14 protein-coding genes are annotated in these 23482 nt (G+C 66.0%); 11 read left to right on the top strand and 3 right to left on the bottom strand.

Annotated features, from left to right (window positions below; genetic code table 11):
• Positions 1–384: 384 nt before the first annotated feature.
• The 3 genes from KBX08_RS11485 to KBX08_RS11475 are packed head-to-tail and all read left to right on the top strand — an operon-like array spanning position 385 to position 5142.
• Positions 385–1068: a hypothetical protein gene (locus tag KBX08_RS11485; protein WP_307850512.1), complete on the top strand. Its 684-nt coding sequence runs from the start codon at positions 385–387 to the stop codon at positions 1066–1068.
• Positions 1068–3059: an ATP-binding protein gene (locus KBX08_RS11480; RefSeq protein WP_210783152.1), complete on the top strand. Its 1992-nt coding sequence runs from the start codon at positions 1068–1070 to the stop codon at positions 3057–3059. Before KBX08_RS11485 ends, KBX08_RS11480 begins: the two co-directional genes overlap by 1 nt.
• Positions 3060–3105: 46 nt before the next feature.
• Positions 3106–5142, top strand: a complete 2037-nt coding sequence (locus tag KBX08_RS11475; RefSeq protein WP_210783150.1) for a hypothetical protein — start codon at positions 3106–3108, stop codon at positions 5140–5142.
• A 9-nt stretch (positions 5143–5151) separates the two neighbouring features.
• Here KBX08_RS11475 and lexA read toward each other — a convergent pair whose 3' ends face one another.
• On the bottom strand, positions 5152–5823 hold the full coding sequence (gene lexA, locus KBX08_RS11470) for a transcriptional repressor LexA (RefSeq protein ID WP_210783148.1): 672 nt from the start codon (positions 5821–5823) through the stop codon (positions 5152–5154).
• Between the two features lie 1049 nt (positions 5824–6872).
• Between lexA and KBX08_RS11465 the strand changes: the two genes are divergently transcribed.
• From KBX08_RS11465 to KBX08_RS11455, 3 genes are all read left to right on the top strand, one after another.
• Complete coding sequence (locus KBX08_RS11465; protein WP_210783146.1) at positions 6873–10532, top strand: CHAT domain-containing protein; 3660 nt, start codon at positions 6873–6875, stop codon at positions 10530–10532.
• Entirely contained in the window at positions 10529–10831 is a 303-nt protein-coding gene (locus KBX08_RS11460; RefSeq protein ID WP_210783144.1) for a hypothetical protein, read from the top strand. The genes KBX08_RS11465 and KBX08_RS11460 overlap by 4 nt, the downstream gene beginning before the upstream one ends.
• 79 nt (positions 10832–10910) lie before the next feature.
• A complete protein-coding gene (locus KBX08_RS11455; RefSeq protein WP_210783142.1) occupies positions 10911–11480 on the top strand; it encodes a hypothetical protein in 570 nt (189 codons plus the stop codon).
• A 183-nt stretch (positions 11481–11663) separates the two neighbouring features.
• On the opposite strand, the gene KBX08_RS11450 is transcribed toward KBX08_RS11455, so the two are convergent.
• Positions 11664–13631 carry an NACHT domain-containing NTPase gene (locus tag KBX08_RS11450; protein WP_210783140.1) on the bottom strand — a complete coding sequence of 656 codons (1968 nt, stop codon included), beginning with the start codon at positions 13629–13631 and terminating at the stop codon, positions 11664–11666.
• Positions 13632–14630: 999 nt separating this feature from the next.
• Between KBX08_RS11450 and KBX08_RS11445 the strand changes: the two genes are divergently transcribed.
• From KBX08_RS11445 to KBX08_RS11435, 3 genes are read left to right on the top strand one after another with little or no spacing between them, the layout of a single operon-like run.
• On the top strand, positions 14631–15362 hold the full coding sequence (locus KBX08_RS11445) for a hypothetical protein (protein WP_210783138.1): 732 nt from the start codon (positions 14631–14633) through the stop codon (positions 15360–15362).
• Position 15363: 1 nt separating this feature from the next.
• Complete coding sequence (locus tag KBX08_RS11440; protein ID WP_210783136.1) at positions 15364–15678, top strand: type VII secretion target; 315 nt, start codon at positions 15364–15366, stop codon at positions 15676–15678.
• Between the two features lie 12 nt (positions 15679–15690).
• The gene (locus tag KBX08_RS11435; protein WP_210783134.1) at positions 15691–16485 is read left to right on the top strand and encodes a hypothetical protein; all 795 of its coding nucleotides are present in this window, start codon (positions 15691–15693) and stop codon (positions 16483–16485) included.
• A 302-nt stretch (positions 16486–16787) separates the two neighbouring features.
• On the opposite strand, the gene KBX08_RS11430 is transcribed toward KBX08_RS11435, so the two are convergent.
• Positions 16788–20072, bottom strand: a complete 3285-nt coding sequence (locus KBX08_RS11430; RefSeq protein ID WP_210783132.1) for an NACHT domain-containing NTPase — start codon at positions 20070–20072, stop codon at positions 16788–16790.
• Positions 20073–20528: 456 nt separating this feature from the next.
• Between KBX08_RS11430 and KBX08_RS11425 the strand changes: the two genes are divergently transcribed.
• Entirely contained in the window at positions 20529–20858 is a 330-nt protein-coding gene (locus KBX08_RS11425; RefSeq protein ID WP_210783130.1) for a trypco2 family protein, read from the top strand.
• Between the two features lie 97 nt (positions 20859–20955).
• Positions 20956–23463 (top strand): tetratricopeptide repeat protein, encoded by a 2508-nt coding sequence (locus tag KBX08_RS34675; RefSeq protein WP_210783128.1) that lies wholly within the window; start codon positions 20956–20958, stop codon positions 23461–23463.
• The last annotated feature ends 19 nt before the right edge of the window (positions 23464–23482 follow it).

Raw genomic sequence — 23482 nt, 5'->3', positions numbered from 1 at the left:
ATCGCGGCCTGCCTCGGCATCGCGGGCGGAATCGGCCAGGCTACCGCCCGTCTGTCCTGGGATCGATGGTGGTGGAGGTCAACGCGCGGTCCGGTTCACCGACCACGTCGTGCACTCCAATGCCAGCCTGTCGAGTTGCGGCACCATCTCGGCCAGCGCTGGACTGGATCATTCGCGACTTCACCGCCGGCGCGATGTTTCTACGCGAGCCAGTGCGCCTCGTTACGGCGATCAGCCGCGCCCTGCTGCCCGACCGCAGCGGCACTGCCACCGCGATGCGCCCAGCGCACCTTAGCGAGGCAGGGATCTAGCTGTCGGATACTGAACGCGAGATCGGGTTCGCGGTAGGTAGCCAACCAGAGCGGATCTTCCTAGACTGCGGGCGTGGCTGACGTCGAGGTCGCACCCCCAACAAGCCGTGAGCAGGATGCCGTCCGAGTCCTCCTGATCATCGCCGCTACCGCCGGGCCGATGCCGCAAAGCGCCGCGCCTGACCCGATGCTCGCCGACGCGGTGGCGGTCTTGGAGACCCAGGTGAAACTCCAGAAGGTCGATTTTTGGGTGCGAAACCCCGACTTCCTCGCTGCGACGCTGCTGAAGGATTACGAGACCAGCCGCGAGCCGTACCTGCTGCAGTTGGCGGAAGAAATCCTCACCTCCGAGGAGCCAGAGGTACGCCGGTATCCCATGATTCGGTACCTGTTTGGGGCGTACGAGCAACTCGACGACGCACTGGCCGTGTTGCGAAGCGCCGGCCTCATCATCCGTCGGAAACGCGGAACGCCCGGCCACGTCCAACAGCACGACTACTTCCTCACTGCACGAGGCAGGCAGGCCGTCGACACGATCCTCACCACCGAGCCGGTCTTCACCTACTACGTCCAGCGGGTAAATCTGGTAGCCGCGCTCACCGAGGGCTACGGCGGCACCGAGCTGAAGGCCCGCCAGTACCTGCACGAAGAATACCGGGAGACGCCGATCGGCGACCGAATCGGCAGTATCGCGGCGCAGACCAGGGCCCGGCTGGCAGAGCTGAAGGCCGAAGCGGCTGAAACCGCGGAGCAGTGATGGACAACGACGACGATTCGCGTGACCTACCGGACCGCATCGCGCTGAAGGCAGAGGTTAGCCGCCAGCAGGTGCTGGAGGTATTCCAAGAGTATGGGTTGCCGCTGGCTAGCTCGGCAGCACTCCCTCGCCCGATCTCAGTAAGCCGCCTTCGCGTCGCTGGCGACCGCACGGTGGAACCCAGGGGTGCTTTCGATACCACCCTAAGCTTCGGGAGTGGCCTGACCGCACTCGTTGCCCACAACTTCAAGGGCAAGACCAGTGTTCTGGAACTGATCACCTGGTGCTTGCGGGGAAGACACCGCGATGATCTTCAGGGTGTCGTTAAATCATGGATCTCGCAGCTGGACTGTGACGCTGTCGTGGCAGGTCGCGCTCTTGGCTTCCGGCTTACCATGGACCATGGCGGCATCACTGACGGCCGTATCCTTTCGGCGCCTACCATCGATGCCCTGCTAGACCTCCGAGAGGCCGATCACGACCTGGGCGTGACAGAGGTCGTCGCAGTCCAAGACGCAGCCGCGTACGGGGACGCAGTAGCGGGTCTGATGTTGGACTTGTTGAACCTGGGCCGTCTCGAAAACGCATCGACACAGGCGGCGAGCGGGCGAGCAGCACACGGATGGCCCGCCTACTTCGGAGCGCTCTATCTCCCTGTTGGCGGCGACCGGGCGCTGCTCGGTGACATCGTGATGGGAGGGCTGGCGGGCCGACTCCTTCAAGTCTTCGTTGACCTTCCGAGCGCCGCTCTTCTGACCCGGGTCAAGGCCATCCGCGACTCCCGTGCCGCCAGCGCGAAGGCAGAATCCGCCGACGTCGCGCGCCTCCGGGCCCGGCAAGCTCAACAGTACGAGGAAACCCTTCGGCAACTGGCGGATGCTCATGAACGGCTGCGCGAAATCACCGCCGAAGCGGAGCCCACCGAGTCGGCTTCTTCACTGGCGGCCACTGTGGCGCGGCTCGGCTCGGAGTTGTTGGAGGCCGAGACTCGGCTTAGAGCCGCCCGACAGACACATGAGCTGCTCAAGGCCCAACGCCAGAGCGACGAGAAGACGCTGAACAACCTGCGGGAGAGCGCAGTCGCTCGTGCGCTGTTCCACGCGCTAGACCCGATCGCGTGCCCTCGGTGCGAGGCACCCGTGACGAGCGCTCGTCGGGCGGCAGAGAGCGCGGCGCACAGTTGTGCCGTGTGCGCGAGCTCAATCGCCTTGGTCAACGACGAGGACGGGGATCGGATTGAGCAAGAGGCGCAGGACCGTCTGAAGGCAAGTCAGCAGGCCGAGCAAGCGGCCATAGCGGAGTTGACTGCAGCATCCGGCAACGCCCAAGTGCTACGTCAGAGGCTGGCCTTGGTTGAGGACGGGCTCCGACTCGCCGAGCAGGCATCGCAGGTCGGCGAGCGCGCAGATCTAATGGCCTTCATCGCACGCATGGAGGGCATGCTCACCGTATTAACGCCTCCAGACAACACCACGGTCGGCATAGTCGACGACGTGCAGCGTGTCCTCGATGCCGCGATCAAGCTTCTAGAGACCGACGGGAACAGGGCAAGTGCAAGTCTCTTCGATGCCCTTAACAGCGAGATTGTCGAAGCGGCTAGGCGGTTCGGGATGACCGACCTGGACCGGGTCAAGATTGACAGAGCGGCTCGGCTTCAAGTCTACAAGGTCGGCGGACCGCGTGAGTGGTTCAGCAACCAGAGCAACGGCGAACGGCTACGGCTGCGCATCGCGGTCGTGGTGGCCTTGCTGCGGGTTGGGACGCGATTCGGTCTCGCTACACACCCCGGCTTGCTCCTTATCGACAGTCCCAAGGCCGAGGAAGTCCAAGACGTTGATGCGATCGCCCTCTTCGCCGAGCTAGAGCAGGCCGCTGCGGACCTACCGGGCCTACAGGTCATCCTCACCACTGCGGACGAGCCCCTCACACGCAGGATCCTGAGCCGATCCAACATCATTGCGCCAGCGGCACCAGGCGGGCCATTGTGGTAGCCATCTGCTGACGTTCCACCGGGCGCGGGTTCTGCGACAACAGGAGGTGGAGGTGAACGCTTTAGATCAACTCCTGGCGGACGCGGCTGCGCAGGACACTGCTCCACCGCTCACCGAGTTGTTGCGCCGCCTTCCTACCGATGGCCAGACCAATGCCATACGCGACAGTGCAGCCGGTCCACTCGGCCACCTCACCTGCCAGTCCACCGCCCACGCGCTTGAGATCGGTACACTGCCCGGCAGCGAAATCGTTGACGCCTTGCTCACGGGCCTCACCCACCAACGCAGTCTGCTGACCCTGAACGACGCAGTCGACGCCCTGCTGAACAGCGGGCCATTCGTGCAACAGTTCGGCCAACGACTGTGCGACGCGCTCCTCCGTGGGCACACCGATGCGCTCGACCAACAGCCGCTCCTCGCCGCCGGCCACCTCGAAGGCGCGCTTCGCCTTGCCATCGTTAAGGCAGCCCGGCCGGTCCGCGTACTCAGTGCGCTCGAACTCGACGACGTCACGCGGATCGACCCCGAATACGCCGAGCGCCTTCCGCGGCTTCTCGGCGCCGCGCTCGACCGTTGGGGAACTGACGAGAACCTCGCACCTCCGCTGCGCCAAGATCTCGATAGCCTGCGTGAGGTCCCGGATGCCGCAGCGGACGCCACGTTCGAGTACGGCCTGGACCTGCTACGCCGCGCCGCGAACGAACAAGCAGGAAACGTCCTCACTCTGCTTGTTCAGGCTCGCGAGCAGATGGCAACTGCCGTCGCGGCCGAGGAAAACCGTGATGATGCGGCGCTTTATGGTGCCGGTCTTGACGCCATCATGGCCTTCTCTCGAGCCGACCGCGACCTGCTAGTCGCCTCCCGCGACTCGGTGTCGTCCCTGCTGAACAAGCGGGACGCTTGGCTTCGAGGGCTGCATACTCCCGAATGGCGCCGGCCTCGACGTGAGGCGGAGCGAGCATGGGCCAGGCTGGTACTCATTCTTGAGAACGCCGCCGAGCAGGTCGCCGTGCCAGCTTGGCTGAACGTCTGGGAAGCGCTCGCAGCCGTGCTCGAGGCGTACGAACTTGACCGGGAAGTCATCCCGGTGCCGGGTATGTCCAACGCACCAGGGCTAGAAGCTGTCATTCGTCCGACCGTCGAGCAGAGGATCGTGCGGGAGCAGTCGCTGCTGGCGGGCCTGAGGCAAGCCGCCGAGGTGGCGGCCTCCTCAGAGGACCCCCCCATCGATGCCGAACAGCTGCAGGTTTTACTGAATCGTGTTGATGTCTTGACAGAGCGGCCGACCGATCAACGGCACGCGCGCGAGACCGGCACCGCATCGGAGGGAGACCCATCGGCGCTCGCACGACTAATTGAGCGGGCACCATCCCTGGTAGCCAGGCTTGGCCCAGAGAAGGCAATGCGCGCGGCTCAGGGCATGACGGACGAAGCCCTCGGCCTCATGGAGGGCGTCGCATACCGCGAAAGCTTCGACGCCGCTGCAGGACCTCAGGTAGACCTAATCCGGCGGAAGCTAGAGGACGACCTAGCCGAATGCCCCGACTACGTCGGCCGAGTCCGTCAGTACTTCGGTCTGCTCACCTGGGAACTGGCCACCTTCCTCGCCGCACGCCACGACATGCAGTTGACGGGCGCACTTGCGTACCTGAAGCCCTTCCCGGCTAGGAAGGCCCCTCATGAGGAGAAGCTGCAGGTCGACTACTTCGACTGGTTACAACGCGGCAAGCTTGTGGGACGAGTGCAGTTTGAGGTGTCGCACGTGGCGACCGGCCGCGTCGACATCCAGGCCGGCTTTGGCACGATCCGCTTCTATATCGAGATCAAACGCGAACTTACCGACGCTAGTAACGATGCGCTGGAGCATTCCTACCTGACCCAAGCCGGAGACTACGCCGGAACCAATCCGGCACTGGGGCAGCTCGTAGTGCTAGACCTTACCGATCACAGCGACGGTGTCCGGCACCTCCGCGAGACCGCTTGGGTCGCTAGGCGTCGCCCGACCGGCAGCAGCATCGACCGTTTCGTCGTGGTAGGTGTGGTGATAGGCAATCGCGACACCCCGCGCTCGTACTCGGACTGACCTCCGCGATCAACTTAGGAGTTGTCGGTGCTCAGGACGATTGAGTACGCAAACCACCTTGCCAAGGATCACCGCCCGGTCCCCTGGGATGACCGCGTAGAGCGGATTGCGAGGCAGCAGCTCGACCTTCCGAGCGCGGCGGCGGTACACCTTGACGGTGGCCTCGCCATCGATCAGCGCCGCGACGATATCGCCGTTATCGGCAACCACCTGCTGTCGCACAACGATAATGTCCCCATCGGCGATGCCCGCCTCAACCATGGAGTCGCCTCGAACGTGCAACGCGAACAGCGTGCCTCGGCCGACCAATTCGGACGGCAAGGTCAGAATCTCCTCGATCTGCTCCTCGGCGAGGACCGGGACACCGGCAGCGATGCTCCCGACCAGCGGGACTCGGACACCACGGCGCATGCCTGGGCCATCGGTCAAGGCTACGCCTCGCAATGGCCGGGCGTCGACGGCGCGCGGACCGTGGGCGGCGCGCCGAACGAGGCCAAGCTGCTGGAGCACCTTCAGATGGTGCGCCACCGATGATGGGGAGCTGAGCCCGACCGCAGCACCAATCTCCCGTACCGTCGGTGGATACCCGTCGCGCTGGACCCGCTCGCGGATCACTTCCAAGATGTGCTGTTGCCGAGGACTCAGCCCGGGTGGACTCGATACCGCATCCGAGGACGTCATACCGGGACGATACCTCCAGCTTCAAACATATGTGCTAATGACGCGCGACGCCCGCATGTCCCCAGGTTCGAGCCGGGACAGGGCATGACCCGGAGGCTGTGCCGCCGGGTGTCCGGGTGCCGGGCGGTCAGGGCCGCGATGGTGGCCGCGAGGATGCAGATCGCCACCGCGGCGAAGGCGGCGATGACGACGATGCAACCCCATCCGAGGTGGGCGAGGACATCAGGCATGACGGGCTTGCTCCTGCTGGTCGGTGATGGTGGCCCGGAGGGTGAACCGGCCCGCCGCGGTGGCGGCGCAGGAGTAAGAATCCGCCACCGGATGCCCCTCTGTCGCGCCCTTCTGTGGCGCCCCTTCTCCCTCACCACGACCACATAGAGGTAGCTATAGGTATCAGGGACTTTGTGGTCGTGGTGGGGGTGTCGCCTCGGGGGTGAATTTGGATTTGCCACCCCGCGGCCCGCCGTCCCGACCCGTTGACCGGTCCCCTTCGGTGACGTGGGCTTCGTCGTCCGGGGTGAGGTCCGGTCTGACTTCTGGCCTGCCGAGGGCGATCTGTTGGATCTGGGCCTCCCAGGCGAAGTTGGTGCTTACTTGATGGCGGGCCATCAGCCATTCCCGCCAGCCATCGAGTCCGGGCTACGACGGACAGCGATACTTGCCACCTGGGCACCGATAGGTGGCACCACGATCGCGCCAGCGATCTTGCGAGTTGAGCCGAGGCGCGGTAGTCGTCACATAGGCAGGCTTGTTGTCAGCTGCGTGTTCGAGGCCGGGAACCGATCTTGGGCGAGGAGGCCGGCGACCGCGCAGCCACCCGTCGGCCATACAGTTCCCCTCCTCTGCTCACGCCGAGTAGTCGGGAGATGCGGCCGGCGCTCGGATCGCGGCCAGATGAGTGCAGCGATCACTCCGTCAGTCTGCTTGCACGCTGATGTGTTTGCCCGATTCGCTGCGTTGGTTTGTCGGGTTGGTGGTTGCCCGCGAACGTTGGACAGTGGTCCGCTAGCCGCGATTGAGGACCGTTTCGGGGGGAAAGGCGGACGCGTGTGGGTGTCGTGCTGCGGTTGACGCAGACCGCGACGGGTGACGGTCAGCATGTGGTGACAACGGGCCTGACCGGGCTGGCGGGTTACGCCGAGGCGTCGGCGAAGAGCCGATTCGCGTTGTCGATCACCGACGATGATCGGGAGCGGATCCGCTGGTATCTGGAGGACTTCCTGGAGTATCCGCTCGACCCGGCCCCGGCGATCGCGGCCGCTGTAGAGAGGCGGTTGGCCGAGATCGGGACCCAGCTGTTCAAGCTGGTGTTCGCCAACGAGGAGGCGCGCGAGCTGTGGGCCGACGTCCGGAAAGTGCTGCACACGGTGCGGGTCGAGGTTGCCTGCGAGGTCGACGCGGCGACGATGCTGCCGTGGGAGCTCCTGCGCGACCCGCGTACCGACCGGCCGGTCGTGCTGGAGGCCGCCGAGTACGTCCGGGTCAACGCCCAGCCCGCTAGGCGGGTGCCGCTGCCGACGGCCGATGACACCGGGCGGCTGCGCCTGCTGCTTGTGATCTGCCGGCCGGGCGGGGCCGACGACGTACCGTTCCGCTCGGTGGGGGCGCTGCTGCTCAAGTCCGCCCAGGCTCGGCAGGTCCTCGACCTGACGGTGCTGCGCCCGCCGACGTTCGCCGCGCTGTCGGCGGTACTGGAGCAGGCACACGTCGCGGGGCAGCCGTTCCACGTCGTGCACTTCGACGGGCACGGCACCTACCTGCCGTCGAGCCGGTTGCAGTCCGGCGGCGGCGTGCCAATCGGTGCTGCCACGTACGGGCTGCTGTCCCCGCTGCGGGAGGGCTCCCACGGATACCTGCTGTTCGAGGATCCGACCGCTAAGAACAACCAGCAACTCATCGACGGTCCGGCCCTGGGCGCGCTGCTGGCAGCCACCGGCGTCGGGGTGCTGGTGCTCAACGCCTGCCGCTCGGCGTACGCCGAGGCCGCCGAACGGCCGCGCACCGACCAGCCCGACGACGTGCACGCCTTGGTCCGCGGATACGGGTCGTTCGCACTGGAGGTCAGCGACGCCGGAGTCGCCGGGGTCGTGGCGATGCGCTACAGCGTTTACGTCGTGACCGCGGCGCAGTTCGTCGCCGACCTCTACGCCGCGCTGCTGGCCGGACGGTCGCTGGGCAGCGCCGTGTCGGTAGGCCGGCGCCAATTGGCGGCCCAGCCGAACCGGTCGATCGCATTCGACCCGCGCCCGTTGCAGGACTGGTCGGTGCCGGTGGTCTACGAGACGGCGCCGGTCACATTGCTGCGCGCGGCGCCGGAAGCGGTGCGGATCACCGTGGCAGGCCCCGGCGCCGGCACGGCAGACGTCGGCGCCGCCGGGCTGCCCCCCGGCCCCGATGTCGGGTTCTTCGGCCGCGACGAGACTCTACTGGCGCTGGACAGGGCGTTCGACACCTACCACGTCGTACTGCTGCACGCCTACGCCGGCAGCGGGAAGACGTCCACGGCGGTCGAGTTCGCCCACTGGTACACGGCAACCGGTGGGCTCACCGACCGGGCCAGCGGCGAACGCGGGCCGATACTCTTCGCCTCGTTGGAGCAGCACACGCCTCTGATGGCGCTGCTCAACCAGCTCGGCGCCGCATTCGACCCCGTGTTACAGGCCAGCGGGGTCCAGTGGCTGAGCCGCTCGTACACCGAGCGGCGGAAAGCAGCCCTGCAAGTGCTGACGCAGGTGCCGGTGCTGTGGATCTGGGACAACGTCGAGCCGGTCGCCGGGTTCCCGGCCAGGACACCGTCGGCGTGGACCGCCGACGAGCAGCGCGAGTTGCGCGACTTCCTGCAGGCGGTGTCGCGCACGCGGGCGCGGGTGCTGTTGACCTCGCGGCGCGACGAACGCGGCTGGCTGGGCAACCTTCCCGCCCGGGTCCGGCTGCCCAGCATGCCGATGCGCGAACGCATCCAGTTCACTCAAGGTCTAGCCGCCCGGCACGGCCACCGGATCACCGACGTGGCGGACTGGCGGCTGCTGCTGCGCTATAGCGACGGTAACCCGCTCACCATCAGTGTGGTGGTCGGGCAGGCGCTACGTGCTGGATACACCACCAAGGCGCAGATCGAGGATTTCGTGGCCCGGCTCCGGGCCGGCGAGGCCGACCTGGACGACGCCGACGAGGCGCAGGGCCGGTCGCGGTCACTGGCCGCCTCTCTCACCTACGGGCTGACCGCCGCCTTCACAGAACCGGAACGCACCCAACTAGCGTTCCTAGGCCTGTTCCAGGACACCGTCAGTGTCGACGCCCTGGCGATCATGGGCGACGATCGCAACCCGTCAGCGTTGCCGGCGCTGGCCGGGTTGACCCGCGAGGCCGGGATCAGTCTGCTCGACCGGGCAGCCGAGATCGGGCTGCTCACCGCCCTCGGCGGCGGCTACTACGCGATCCACCCGGCGATGCCGTGGTTCTTCCGCCGGCTTCACGCCTCAACAGCCGCATCCGACCTCGACGCGGCGGCTCGGGTCCGGGACGCCTACACCTCCGCCATCACCGAAATTGGCCGCTCCTATCACCGTTGGTACTTTGAGGGCGACGCCGAGGTGATGAACATGCTGCGGCTGGAGGAAGCGAACCTGCTTCACGCGCGGTCCCTCGCCCGCGCCGCCGGCCGGTGGCCCGACGTGATCGAATGCATGCAGGGCCTGCGTAATCTCTACGAACAGGCCGGGCGCGGCGCGGAGTGGGCTCGACTCGTCGACGAGCTCGTGCCGGACCTCGTCGACCCGGACACCGGCGGCCCCCGACTCGGCCACGCCGAACAGTGGGTGCTGCTCACCGAGTACCGGGTCGAGATCGCCAACGCATGCGGGGACTGGACCGCAGCGCTACAGCTGCAGCGAGCCCGCGTCGACCACGATCGGCGGGAGGCCGCCACGGCGCTGGCCGCCGCCCAAGACCGGCGCACCGAAGCAGACCGCAACCTCATCCGCAATCTCGCAGCCGGCGAGCTCGCCCTCGGGAATATCCTGCGCACCCAGCAGGACCCTGGCTGCGTGACCCACTTCGAGCGTGCCGCCGACCTGGCGCGTGACCTCGGCGACCACCAAGGAGAGAACGAGGTCGCGTTCAATCTCGGCCACACCTACCTGACCATCCCGTCGCTGCGGGACCTGGACCGGGCCGAGCACTGGTACCGCCGCGCCCTTGACCTCACCGACGAACAGGACCGGGTCCGCCGTTTCCGCCGCACCGCACAGCTCGGTGAGGTGGAGTACCAGCGGTTCTGCGATGCCCGCGATGCCGGGCAGCAGGAGGCGGTGCTGCTGGAGCACCTCAACGCCGCCGCCGAACTGTGCCGGGACGCCTTGGAGCTGCTTCCCGTTGACGCGCACTCGGCCCTCGCCGCGGGCCACTACAGGCTCGGCGTCGTCCATGCCGAGGCTGGCGAGAACGAGACCGCGTTGCCCCACTTCCAGCAGGCTATCCGCCTTTGGGAGGTGGTCAGCGACCGCAATCACGCCGGGAGAGCCCGCTATTCGGTCGCGGTTTTGTTCGCCCGCGCAGGCCGCACTGGCGACGCGCTGCTGTATGCCCGCGCTGCCCTGGCCGACTACTCCTCCCACGGCGCCGACGCCACCGCGGACATCGAGCAGGTTCAGCATCTCGTCGCGCTGCTGAACTCTCCCGCCGATCCGACACCGACCGGAGCGCCATGACCAGCACAGCAAATGAGCCGTACCGGTCGGACCCGGTCCCCGGCTGGGGGGACAATGTCGCGTCCTGGCCGTGGCAACCCTGGCTGGAACACGACGTGCAACTCGGCTGGAAGAAGGCCGGCGACTGCCCCTACTGCGAGCACCCCATGACCGTCTACCAGACTAAGCAGCGCTACGCCTCGCAGGTGGACTGGAAGCACGCTCAGTGCAACTGCGGGTACCCACACGAGGGCCGACCGGCCGACGAACCCGTCAAAGGCTGCGGGCAGCAGGCCGACATCCGCGCGGTTTCATCGTGACCGGGCAACCACCGCCCCATCCGCAGTCGCGGCCGCACCAGCCCGGCCCACCCGACGCGGCGAGTGGGACAAGGCCGCAGTGATCTTCGCAACCGAACAACTCACCCGGGTCCGGGCATCGGCGACCGCTTGGACCGGCACCGTCGGCACGCTGCTCGGCCTGTTCGGCGCCGTCGCCGTCGTCGGCGGCACCACAAAGCTCGCCGACGTGCCAAACTCAACGCTGCGATGGGTCATCGTCAGCCTGGTCACGATCGCCGGACTGCTGGCCGGCGCGTCCGTCGTGTCCGGCGTTCGGGCCGCCCACGGGGCCAGTCTCCGAACCTCTGACAACTGGTCGGGCAGCGCCTACCGGGCCGCCGTCGTCAAGAACACCGACGACGCGCTCAACTGCCTGCGGTGGGCCCGATGGACCGGCCTGGCCGCCGCGCTCACCATCTTTTCGATCGGGCTCCTTGGGCTGATTAGCGTCGCCCTGCAATCCAAGCAGACAGCCACCACAACCGCCGTCGTCGTCGACCAGACCGGCACGGCCACCTGCGGGCCGATCGGACGAACTACCGACGGTCAGCTCACCGTCAACGGCACTCCGGTCGGCAAGGTCCGCGACATCACCCCGGTCACTGCCTGCCCCCCTGAGCACCGATAGCTATGCCCATCAGCATGCGGCCGGGGTGAGAAAAAGGGGATCTTCAGGTCGGGCCGCCTGTTGGAGTCAGTGTCGAGCCGGCTGATCATGGGCTCAAACGCTCCCGCGGCGGGTTGACCACGAAGCTGCACCTGGGCTGCGCGCAAGGCCAGAATCCCTCGCCGCCGTCCGTACTAAAAGCACTTAAGGCGTCGTCGGATCCGCGAGGTGATCTTGGAGTCGGCTGTGACGAAACTGGTAAACTCCTCCGGCTTGGCGTAGCACCCCACGATCATGCGCTTCCCTCAGGAAGACCATAAGCCTTAATGGGGTCGTTCGGCTCATTGCCAATCCAGCTCGAGTGATGACGAATATTCCCCACGCGTGAGGAAGTGCATACATTAGCGCGACCGTAAGCCCTGCCGCGAGAGCGCTCGGAAGCCCGGCGGGGGCCTGCGGCACCGGAAAGGCAAGTCCAGCTACAAGGCCCGCCGCAAGTCCTCCCATTGCCCCATCCACGAGTGTGGCAGTCCGATCTTCAGCCAATAGGCTCACTGGACTAACGGCCCTCTCGTCGCGACCTCCTGTAAATGTTACTGCAGTTACAAAAGTGAAGATCACCGCCATTGTCGAGCCTATCGCAAATCCAAGCATCGAATCCAGGGCGCGCCAGGTCAGCAAACCGGCCGCCAGACCGACCGTCGATCCGAACAGGAGCGCCACGAAGACGCGTCGCCCTGGGAGGCGCCTAAGCTTCATACGAGAAGCGTGTCCCCATTTTTGATTGGTCAGCGCCAAAGCCGTAAATAATGCCGCCATGGGCCCTGATTCTAGCCCCGCCATGATCGCAACATCAGCTCCGTTATCAAGCCCGGCCGCGAGCCCTACCACCAGCCCCACGATTGGCCAAATCGCGAGTGCAGAAACAATTTGAATCGCCCCCCTTGGGAGACTTTCCGAGAGTCGCCACCAGGCCAGATCGTAGGTGCGCTGGCGCTGAAGTAGACGAGCGAGGCCAGCTAACCGACGGCGTGCTTGTTCCGCTTCAGCCGGGGTTCGAGAAGATCGCTTCCCGACCGCAGTAGTATAAACAGCGGCAACTAGTTTCCCTAAAAGATGTCTTTCAATGCCAGCTTGTTCAATGGCCCACGGAGCCTCAAGGAGTTGAGCTGGATCGGTGGCCGGGTGTCGGTACACTGTCCGCGCGAGCCAAACCATCAACGGTGTCGAGAGGGCGTTGGTGAGTGGTGTATCGGTGGAGCTAGTAAGGTGGACGGCAACGTCGTTCCAACGCGACGTTTGGTCGCTGCCCTCCACCAGGTATCGGGCTACATCGTTCGGACTGAGCGGCTGCAGTTCGACGACTGCGGCATGGGCGAGCGATCCCGCAGCCTTAACCGCCGCCTCATAAGGTTCCGTACGGCTGGTTATCACGTACTTCTGTCCTGCGCCGGCTGATGCTGCAATTGCAGCGAGGGCCGCACTGTGTTGTGCAGGGGCTATCTCGTCAAGACCGTCGAGGATCGGCATGATTCGTCCGTCCGCAACTAGGTCGCGAGCAAGGGTTCGCCATGTCCCGTCAGGAGCCTGCACAGCCCGAGCGAGGGAGGGGGTATCGGCGGCAACGCGCTCGGCGATCCAGTCGTCCAACGGCTGGTCGGGGTTCCACCCGGCAATTGGCAGCAGCACCGGCACCGGGTCCGGGCCCACCCGGCGTTTAAGTAATTGGAGAGCCAACTGAAGCATTAAGATGGACTTGCCCGCTCCTGGCTCACCAACGACAACCAGTCGCCGCAGCGAGCCTGGTTTAGTTAATACTTCGGCCAACTGGTCATGTGCCCCGTCCAAAGACAGCGGCCTGGCACCTGGCCTTTCCATCACCGAGGCCCAACTAGCCATCACCGCCCGCGCGCGAGGACTAACGTGCCAGCGCACGGGAAGAAGCCAAGGGTCTCGAATTCCACGTGCGGTCTCCTCCGCCTTCCACTGCTCCGTCTGCGCTCGGGCCAAACTGCGGAGGGCTGCGTCGGTCAACTCGCCGGGAAGCCCTGCTGCGGCGCTTCCCTTGCGCCACAACCAAACCAGCAGCGAGACCATCGCCACGATTCCGGCAATGACCAAGCCAAAAATGCTTGAGTATTGATCGGCATTTTCCCGACCCTCGTGTCGCAAGAACCACGCCAGGGCGGCTCCGACGGCCAGAAATGCCACCAGGACAGCAAAAAACCACAGACGAGGGCGTCTCCACCAGACAGGCACGACGACAGCATGGCTAGCCCGCCCTGTGAGTTGCACCCTCCTTATGGCTTGGATTTCGGCAGGAATGTGCCGCCCGTGATCGAGTAGGGCGTCAAACGCTGGCGTCGCGGACCAGGGTCCCGTCTCCTGCGGGCTGGCCTTAACGTCCACCACCTCGACTCAGCGAACTTCGAGCTGCTGGATCCGACCGCCGGCTACCCGGGTCAGCGAGCGGACCGTTGGAGTGCAGGACGTGCGCCAGGTCGACGCCTGCATAACCGCCGCCCTGGAGCGGCATGAGGTGGGGGTGCGCTTGACCGCCTCACTGTGGCCGCATGTCGACGCGGTCGTCGCAGCCGGAGGTGAGTTCAGTCCGTAGCGGACCTGGTTGATCACCCGGGGTTGCGACGCGTGCACGCTTGCGGCATCCTGGGTTGCCACGGACGGCGACTGCGTGGTGTCGCCTAGCAATCTTCCTTAGGGAAGATGACGGGGGAATCGTGGAGCAGCCTTCGCTCGCCCGCAGACGGCACACAGGTCGAACCGTGTTGCTGCTCTGGGCTGCAGGTCCAGTCTTCGAACTGCCCGTTGTAGCTCTCGCGATCTCTTCCTTCCCTGACGTGGCCTCCGAAGCGGCCTTCGGCTCGGCAGGATCGCAGGCCGTGGCGTTGGCTGCGTTGGTGCTTGTGCTGACGGCGGTTGCGCTCGCATGGGTCAGGGCTGTAGCAGGCCTACGTCGAGCTGTAGCTGTGCTGCTGGGTATCGCATCGGGGCTTCTAGCCGTGCTGATGCTCGGCTTCGGCATGAGCGGCACATGGGTTGTCTTCGCCGTACTACTTGCGCACTCCACCGGTGCAACGGCGGTCATCGGATGGTTGCTCGTGCGTAGGTCCAGTCCTACCCAGCCGTCGCGGTTAGGCCAGTGATAGCCGGATGAGCGACGACCTCCTTGCCCGACTGCAGCGGATCCAAGGGCATGCGCTGAATCTTCAAGCCGCGATGCAGTCACAGCCCCGGCCTAACGAGGGACGCGGAACCGACCCGACTGGTTGCATCACCGTTGTGGTCGGCCCCGACGGCCTGCCTTCAGACATCGAGGTCAGAGCCGGTTGGCAGCGTCACGTGGCCGCCGAAGAGCTTGGTTCCGTGGTGCTGCTCGTCTTCGAGGAGGCGACTGCTCAGGCAACGCGAGCGTGGTCTGAGTCCTTCGACCTTGACGCGTGGCGGTTTCGAGCTGAGGCAGCACGAGCGGGAGAGCAGGAGGGCGCAGGGCTGCCGCCCTTGGATCAGACCCAGGCGTTCGGTAGTCCGCGCGACCCGCTGACGCTGACTGAGGAAGCGCTCAAGGCCCTGAAGGCGACGCGAGACCAGGCCGCTGCGGCACCCGTGATGTTGACTGGTTGGGACGGTGAGCGCACTGTCTCGATCACCGTCGCCCCTGGCGGGCTGCAGGGTTGCACGATCAATCCGCGATGGGCTACGCGGAACGGTGCTTCAGCTCTTAACGCGGCTCTGAGGGAGGCGTTGAGGGAGGCCCGCGCGGCGATGGAGGAACACGCCGCGCGTCGCAGGGCAGAGGCTCAAGGGCTCGACGACTTGGCGCGTGAGGCACTGGCCACCCTCGCCAGATTCCAGGACTTGAACAACTCACCCGAGGAGGGCTGAGATGCCGCCTCCGAGCCGTCAACAGGTCACCGTCGCCACGGACGCTCTGCGTACGGAGGCCGCAGAGTGGGACCGGCAGAGCGCGGCGATGTCGGCAGTCGTACCGAAGGTTGCCGGCATGGAACTCGGGCGGGTTGAGGCCGGCCTCTTCCAACTCATCGTCTCGCCCTACAACGAGATCGTTCAGCACGTAAGCCAGCGCTGCCAAGAAGGCCAAGCCGCCATGACGGAGGTGGCGACCACGCTTCGGAAGGTCGCCGACACCTACGACGAGGAAGACCGCAGCAACGATCACAAGCTCCGGAACCTTTACTGATGAGGGCATGACGTGGACTTCAGTAAGGCACAGTTCGAGGGGTTGCTGACCGACATCAGCGCAGGCTTGGACGACCTGAGCGTGCGCCTCGACCAGATCGGACCAGCCGCTGCCGCCGCCGCCAACCGTTGGTATATCCCGCCGGGCGTGGCCGATTCGATCTTGTGGCTGGGCAGAGAGACCGTCAAGGTCGGCAGGCAAGCCCTCGACTTCCTCATCGACCTCATGAAGGGCGCCACCGCCCCCCTCTTCATGTTCAAGGACGCCTGGGACTGGATGGACGTCCGCGGCTCCGCCTCCGGTATCGCCAGCGCACTGACGGAACAACACCTCGTTGTCGACGACTCCGACTGGTCGGGCAAGGCACGAAACGCCTACGTCAACAGCGTGGCCAGTCACGCCGACGCGGCATCCAGGATCACCGCCATCGCGGCGAGCACGTCAGGGCATCTCCTTGCCTGCGCGGCAGCCGGTGCAGCCTTCTACACCACCCTGGCAGTTGTTCTGGCGAAGCTCATTGTCGCCGCGATCGCGGCGATAGCGGCGTTTGGGTCCGCCGTCTTCTCGTGGGTAGGTGCCGGCATCGTCTTGGAAGAGGCAGGCGTCAACACCGCGATCATCGCAACCGCGATCGTCACCCTGTCCGCCTTCCTCGCCGCCCAGGCAACCAGCATGGTCAACCTGCACGGCGAGGCAGTGGACAGCAGATCCTTCCCCGGAGGCAAGTGGCCCTCGCCCAACTCATCCACCTACAGCGACGCCACCGTGAAGGACGGGGACGCCGACTGGTCGCTCGATCCCAACTAACTCTTGCCGCCCCATGCCACAAGATCCCTGCACGAACATAGGTCACATTCCCTGCTGCCTGCGTGCCTCGGGTATCTCGCCAACGCCACCCTGTGGCCGCTTCTTGGTCGCTTCACAGACCAGGTGAGCACCCGCGTCTACCGCCTGTCGCACGGTCAGTGAGCCATCAGCAGGGCTTGGATTAATGATCTCTCGATACAATCGCCCGCACTCGGAGAACATTACTAAATGCTCCAAGGCCTAACCCGGCAGCCCGCCTCCGCGTATTCGCCGAGTAAGTAACCGTTCTGGCCGGACTGCCATCAGTAACGCTTAATGGTGAGGCCCTCAACCGGCCCAGTGTCAGCAAGCTGGATAGTTTTGGTCAAAGATACCGTGATTCGCCTGCCGCGGAGCGGTCTCAGGTCGATTCCCGGCGGTGATTCGAGGATCATCAGTTGTCGTAGCGCCTGCAGCCGGGCGAGGGGCGTGAGATCGAATGGTCGTTCGCTGCCATCGTTAGGCTGCTGCCAGGCGCCGATTGTGAGCGACCGCAAACGGCGAAGGTCGGCCAGCGGCGCGAGATCACGTACCCAGTTGTCCTGAATACCCAAATGCTTCAGCTCTTCAAGCCGCCGCAACAGCCTCAGATCGCGCAGCCACTCACATGTGACCAAGCTAAGCCAGGTTAGGTGGGGCAACATTTGGGTCAGCTGGTCAAGCCCGCCCACCGGTTCAGCCACACCGTCCAGCACCAACCCGTCTAGCCGGACCAGCCCGGTCAGTACCGCGAGATCGGGTGAGGCAGCGCCGGCCAGAAACAAGAACTCGAGTTTTTTGCAGCCGGCGATGAACCCAAGGTCACCGATAGGTGCCCTAATCAGCCAAAGACCCCGCAGCTCGGTCAGATCACCGATCATGTTTAGGTCTTGATCGTCAGCGAGGCGACGCAGCCATAATCGGCGCAGATCAGGCAGGGCCGTCAGGATCGACAAATCCGCTCGACCATCCTCAAGCCAGAGGTCGACGCTCTGCAGTCCTGGGTGTCCGGTCAGCCAATTCAGATCGCCTGTGAAGCCTTGCCTGAGATAGAGACTTCGTAGCTGCGGCACCCCGGACAACTGGGCCAGATCCAGCGAATCATACAGGTCGAGGTGGCTGGCGGTTAGCCGCTTCAGCAAAGGTAGCGCCGGCAGCAAGCCGGCGCTGTGCACGGTAACCTCGCCGTTTTCGAGGGGGGCGCCGGAAAGTACCTGGTCGGCGTATTGGAACGGGTCGAAGTATTCCCACACGGCGATCAGTTCCTGCTGGACGCGTCGGCGCGGGTCGGCAGCGATGCCTGCCAGTACATCCATAGCAGCTGGCCCGTTGACCAGCGCCGTGGCCCTGATCACCGCAACGGCTTGTGCTTCGGTTAGGCCCTCAAACCTGGTGGTGGTCAGCTCGGCGAGGAGCGGTTCGCCGACTCCGGCCAGCGACCGGGCCTCCACCGTCGAGCGGGGCGGCAACAGTACGTGTAGTCCGGCGCGCACCCGGTCCAGGAGCTCAGGTGGTTCAACGGATGGAGCGGTCTCCAAGCAGGCCGCAGCGAGCAGCCGTAGCCGTCTGGCCTGTCGCAGTTCAGTGTTGGCGCGGTCGAGGATGCCGGTGAGCAGCGTCCGACGTACCGGAGCGTTGGCGTGTCCGACGGCGAGGACGACGGTTTCCCGCCAGGTGTCAAGATGCGCGTGGTTGATCAGCGCGCCAGCGTGCCCCTGCTCGGCGGCCTCTCGGGCGGCCAAGTATTCCTGGAAGGTGCGGTGAACAAAATGAACCCGGTCAGGGACCGTTTCAAGCAGGATCCCGCTTCTCTGTAAGAGATTGTCCAACACTACGGTGGCGGGCGCGGCTACCTGGCGCATGCCCGCCAGTCGTTGGGTCAGCTGCTGCAATGCCTCGTCGCGGGTTAGCTCGACGCGGCCGTTGAGAGTCAGCCACCACGCGAGCTGTTGCAGGAGCTGCAGACGATCTCGGCTGTTGAGATCCGGCAGGCTAGTTCGCACTCCACGCTGAACGTCGCGACGTTCCAGCAGCATGTTAACGGCTGCCTGGTAAATGTCCATTCGGTTGCGAGGCAGCTGGCTGTCGCGGTCGAGGTTAAGCGCACATAGCATCGCGCACAGCAGCGGGCTGGCAGCCAAGGCCTGCAGGTGAGCCGTCCCATCGACCTGGGCCAACAGGCGCTGCTCATACCCAGCCAGCTCGTGCGGCTCGCATGGAACGTCACCGGCAGCGCGGACCGCCTCATGCCAATGCCGTATCAGGGCACGCACGTCAGCCGGGCCCATCCGTTCCAGGTTCGCCGCGGTGAAATCCTCACCCTGCAACCAACGCCCCGCGGCAGCCGCAGGCCGGGAGGTAACCACCACCCGGAGCTTCGGATACGCCGCCAGCAGCCCCCGCAGCCACTCACGCACTCCCCGGCGTTCCCCTTCGGGCACCTCGTCGACCCCGTCAACGCACAGCACTGCCCTGTCCGCCAGCCGTCGGTGTACCCAGCCGCTGGGCATCAATCCCACCAACGGCTCGGCCACGCCATCGAGAAACTCCTCTGGTCGGGGCAGTGGACGGCCGACGTAGCCGCGCAATCGGATCAGGAACGGAATCGAACCGTTCCAGTTGGTCAATTCCCCGACGAAACCAGCACGCGCAGCGCTCACCGCGATCCACTGCAGCAGCGTGGTCTTGCCAGAGCCCGCCTGCCCACGGATTAGGAGTCGTCGCGCACCACCCAGGGCCCGTTCAACGCGGACTGAGGCGTCATCTAGACCACCGAGGTCGCGGCGCAGCAGTCCAGGATCCCACCGTACGTCGCGCAATGACCCATGCCCCGTGGTTCCACTAACAGCGAGACTGATGTAGGCGGCGCTAAGAGGGGTTCGTAGCCGGTACCGATGTATGTCTACCCCGAATAACTCGAGAAAATTCAGTGTAATGAGTAGATGGCCGAGATAGCGGTCCCGAAACTGTCCGTCGAGGTCGGTGCCGGCCGGGGCGTCCAGAGTGACCGTCGGGAGGCGAGCCAGAACCTGCGACAGAACCGCAGCAACCTCGGTGAGGCGCTCCAGCAACTCGACACTTGCCCGCCCCTGGAACGGCCGAAGCTGCACCACCAGCTGGGTTAGGCAGGCACACGACTCCTCCAGGGCCACCACGTAAAGACGTCCTGCCAACTCGCCCAGTCCGGCGTGTTCGGGCACGGTAGGCAGTGCTTGGCGTAGCCGGGCAGCTAGCCGGACCGGGTCAATGTCGTCAGCGAACAACGCCTCATCGGACAGATCTGCAGCGGAAAACGTGTCGGCGACCGCATCGAAAGCCGCAGCCACCTCGTGATCGGCGAGCCCAGCGTACCGACCATGAACCAGTGGACGCAGGCGTTCGTACACCGCGTCGACGATCTCGTCCACCCGCCGGGTCGCCCGGCGGCGCCCCAGGTCATCAAAGATCCCAGAATTGACCAAGTCGATCAGCGAGCTGGAACGTTCCCGCTGGTCGCGGCGTCGTCCAACCCACCAGTTCAATGCTGGCGTTATCGCAGAGGTGGCCGCCCGCAGCAACGCAGTCTCCACGACACCCACATTGGCCTCCGGTAGTTGAGCCCTGACGCACGGTACCTGCCCGGCGCGCGCAAGGGCAGGGGCATCCGGCCCGCCACCATGCGCCGAAAGAAGATATTGAAGGGCAGAGCTACTCCGCACATCCCTTGCGGGAGCGCGGCTGGGCACTGCGAACCTTGCGACTAACCCGATGACTGGTCGGCGGCGCCGGGTCGGCGGATGGGTCCGGGCTGCGTTCGGACAGGATCACCGGCCCGGTGTCGCGGCCGCGCAGGAGTTGGGACAAGCAGGTGTGCGGTGCCCAAGCCCCCAGCGGATCCATTGGGTGTCGCCGCTGTTGAAGCGGATCGGGTGCCCGGGGGACGCTGTCGGTGATCGGACGGATGTGGATGGTTGCGCAGGTGATCGGACTTGGCCAGGCTGACGTGCTCCGGGTGATGCTGCCCGGTCGTCGAAGGGCGGATGAGGGTGGATATCGAGCTCGCGGACGCGGTGGCAGCGGTGCGGGAGGAGTTGGTGGAGGCGGCGTGGCGTGGTCGGGGGCAGCCGGTCGGGTTCGTGGTGGGGCCGATAGAGATGGAGTTCATCGTCGAGCTGCGCGCTGATGCGAAGGCGAAGGCGGGGTTCAAGGCGTGGGTGTTGGGCTCAGCGGAGGTGCAGGCGGGTGTGTCACGGGGGCGTACGCACAAGGTGAAGGTGACGGTGACCCCGAAAGACCCCGGCGGCGGTGACCTGTTGATCGCTGCTGACGCTGAGGGTTTTGGGCCGGGTGATGTGTCCGGGCATGTCGGGCGCTGACCCTGGGACTCGACCGGACGACCGGTCGCCCGGTGCGGGGGTGAACGCTCAGCGGGTGGTGTCGGTCTCGGGCGGGCCGTCGCGAGGGTCGGGGTATGTGATCGCGGATCGGCTGGTGCTGACCTCCGCGCACGCCACCGTCGAGGTCGGGCAGTCGGTGCAAGTGTTCCCGGCGGGCAGTCCGCGCACGTTCACCGCGCAGGTGGTGTGGCGGGGCACGGCGCGCGGGCGCGACGACGCGGCCATAGTGCAGGTCGTCGACCCAGACTGGGTCGCGCCAGCCGGTCGGGCACCGCGTTGGGGGCGGCTGGTCACCGACCGACCGGCCTTCGCACATGCGCGGGGATTTCCTGACTGGGCGCAGCCCGACGGGCACGCCGACACGTGGGGGGTCACCGGCACGATCAATCCGGGCAGCCGGGTCGTGGCCGACCAGTACGTACTAGCCCTGGACGGTGAGCCTCCCACCTCTGAGGGTTCACCGTGGGCGGGGTTGTCAGGTGGTGGCCTGTTCTGCGGACCGCTGCTGGTCGGGGTCGCCGTCGCCGATGTAGCCGGCGGCGGGCACGGTCATCTGACCGCCGTGCCAATGTCGCTACTGGTCCGCGACCCGCGGGTGAGGCAGGTGCTGGCAGGGCACGGCCTGGCCGACACGATGCTGGACCCGGTGGAGTTACGCGAGCTGGCAGAGCCCACCGCGGTGCGTGGGCAGTCCCCGGCTGCGCTGCTGACAGCGCAGGCGCAGGTCGTCGGGTTCCGCGGCCGTGAGCTGATCCTGGACAAGTTGCTGGAGTGGTGTGCCGGTGACGACGGATTCGGGATGTGGTTGTGGCACGCCAGCGGGGGGCAGGGCAAGACCCGCCTCGGGGTGGAGTTGGCCCGCAGGTTGTCCGCGCGGCGGTGGGCAACGCTGTGGCTGCGCGGCAACGTCAGGGGATCCCTGTTGGAGGTCCTCGCTGAGGTCACGGTGCCACTGTTGGTCGTCGTTGACTACGCCGAGACCCGCACCGGGCAACTCGCCGAGGTGTTACGCGCTTGTACCGGGCACAGTGGGGCGACCCAGGTTCGGGTGTTGCTGCTGGCCCGCACCGCCGGTGACTGGTGGAGCGCGTTGTCTGCCGCAGATCGGCACAGCGAACACCTTTTCGACACCGCCCGCACCACCCTCCTGCCGGTCCTTGACCCCGAACCGGGCGCCTACCGGCAGGCCGTCGCCGACCTCGCCGTAGCTCTGGCCGCGCTGCCGGCCCACCGAGGCAACGACTGGCCCGACATAGCCGCTCGGCTCGCCCAAGACGGCACCCGGGTTGCCAGCAGCGGGCCGGTCTCCGTGCTGACGGTCCAGATGACGGCTCTGGCCGATCTGCTTGACACCGCCCTGGCCGCCGGTGTTCCACAGGACCGGGCGGGCAGGCCGGTTGAGGACCGGCTGCTAGACCACGAACACCGCTGGTGGTGGGCCACCGCCCGCGCCGAGCACCTGTTCCCAGACCTGTTCGGCAAGAAGACTCTTATCGACGCCCTGAGCATCGCGATCCTATTCGGCGCCGACGACCACGAGCACGCCGACGCCCTGCTGCGGCAGCTGCCCTCTCTGGCCGATCAGAGCCGCGACCGCCGCGACCGGGTCCAGGCCTGGATCGGCCGTCTATACCCGCCACCGGTTGACGGCGGCAATTGCCGGTGGAGCAGCCTGCAACCCGACCGGCTCGCCGAACGGGTCACCGGCCTGCACCTGCAAGAACACCCCCAACTGCCCGACCCGCTGCTGTCGGCGGCCACTGCGGTTCAGCGCCGCCAGCTGATCACCGTGTATACCCGGGCCGCAGCCCAAGCGGCCTTCAACCGAGCCCTCGACAAGCCATTAACCGATCTGGTCCTGCGCTACCCCCACCTACTCGCCGGACCAGCGATCGACGTCACCACCAAGGTCGAGTTCCCCGGCCCGCTCGTCAGCGCGCTGCGGCAGTTGACCGCCGATCCACAAACCAGCATCGACGAATTGACCGCCATGTCCGACCGGCTTCCCGCGGTCAGCCACAATCTGGCCGAATTGGCCGGCGAACTCACCCAACGCCTCGTCGACGAGTACCGCCACCACGTCACCAACGACCCGGACGCATTCCTGCCCGACCTGGCCACATCGTTGAACAACCTCTCCGTCGATCTGGGTGCGCTGGGTCGGCGGGAAGACGGGCTGGCCGCCAGCAAGGAAGCCGTCACCATCCGCCGGCAGTTGGCCGCGGCCCGCCCGGAAGCGTTCCTGCCCGACCTGGCCACATCGTTGAACAACCTCTCCGTCGATCTGGGTGCGCTGGGTCGGCGGGAAGACGGGCTGGCCGCCAGCAAGGAAGCCGTCACCATCCGCCGGCAGTTGGCCGCGGCCCGCCCGGAAGCGTTCCTGCCCGACCTGGCCGCGTCGTTGAACAACCTCTCCGTCGATCTGGGTGCGCTGGGCCGGCGGGAGGACGGCCTGGCCGCGATCGAGGAAGCCGTCGAGGCCTACCGGGAGTTGGCCGCCCGATGGCCCGCTGTCTTTCAGCCTCACCTCGACCGATCGATGGCTGTTCTTGCCTGGCTGAAAGATCTCGACGGGGAAGGGTGAGCACGGGTACGCGATGACG

The sequence above is a fragment of the Micromonospora sp. H61 genome, from assembly GCF_018070325.1.
Taxonomy (GTDB): domain Bacteria; phylum Actinomycetota; class Actinomycetes; order Mycobacteriales; family Micromonosporaceae; genus Micromonospora; species Micromonospora salmantinae.
Note: the sequence above shows the minus strand (reverse complement) of the source record. Positions and strands in the feature narration are given on the sequence as shown.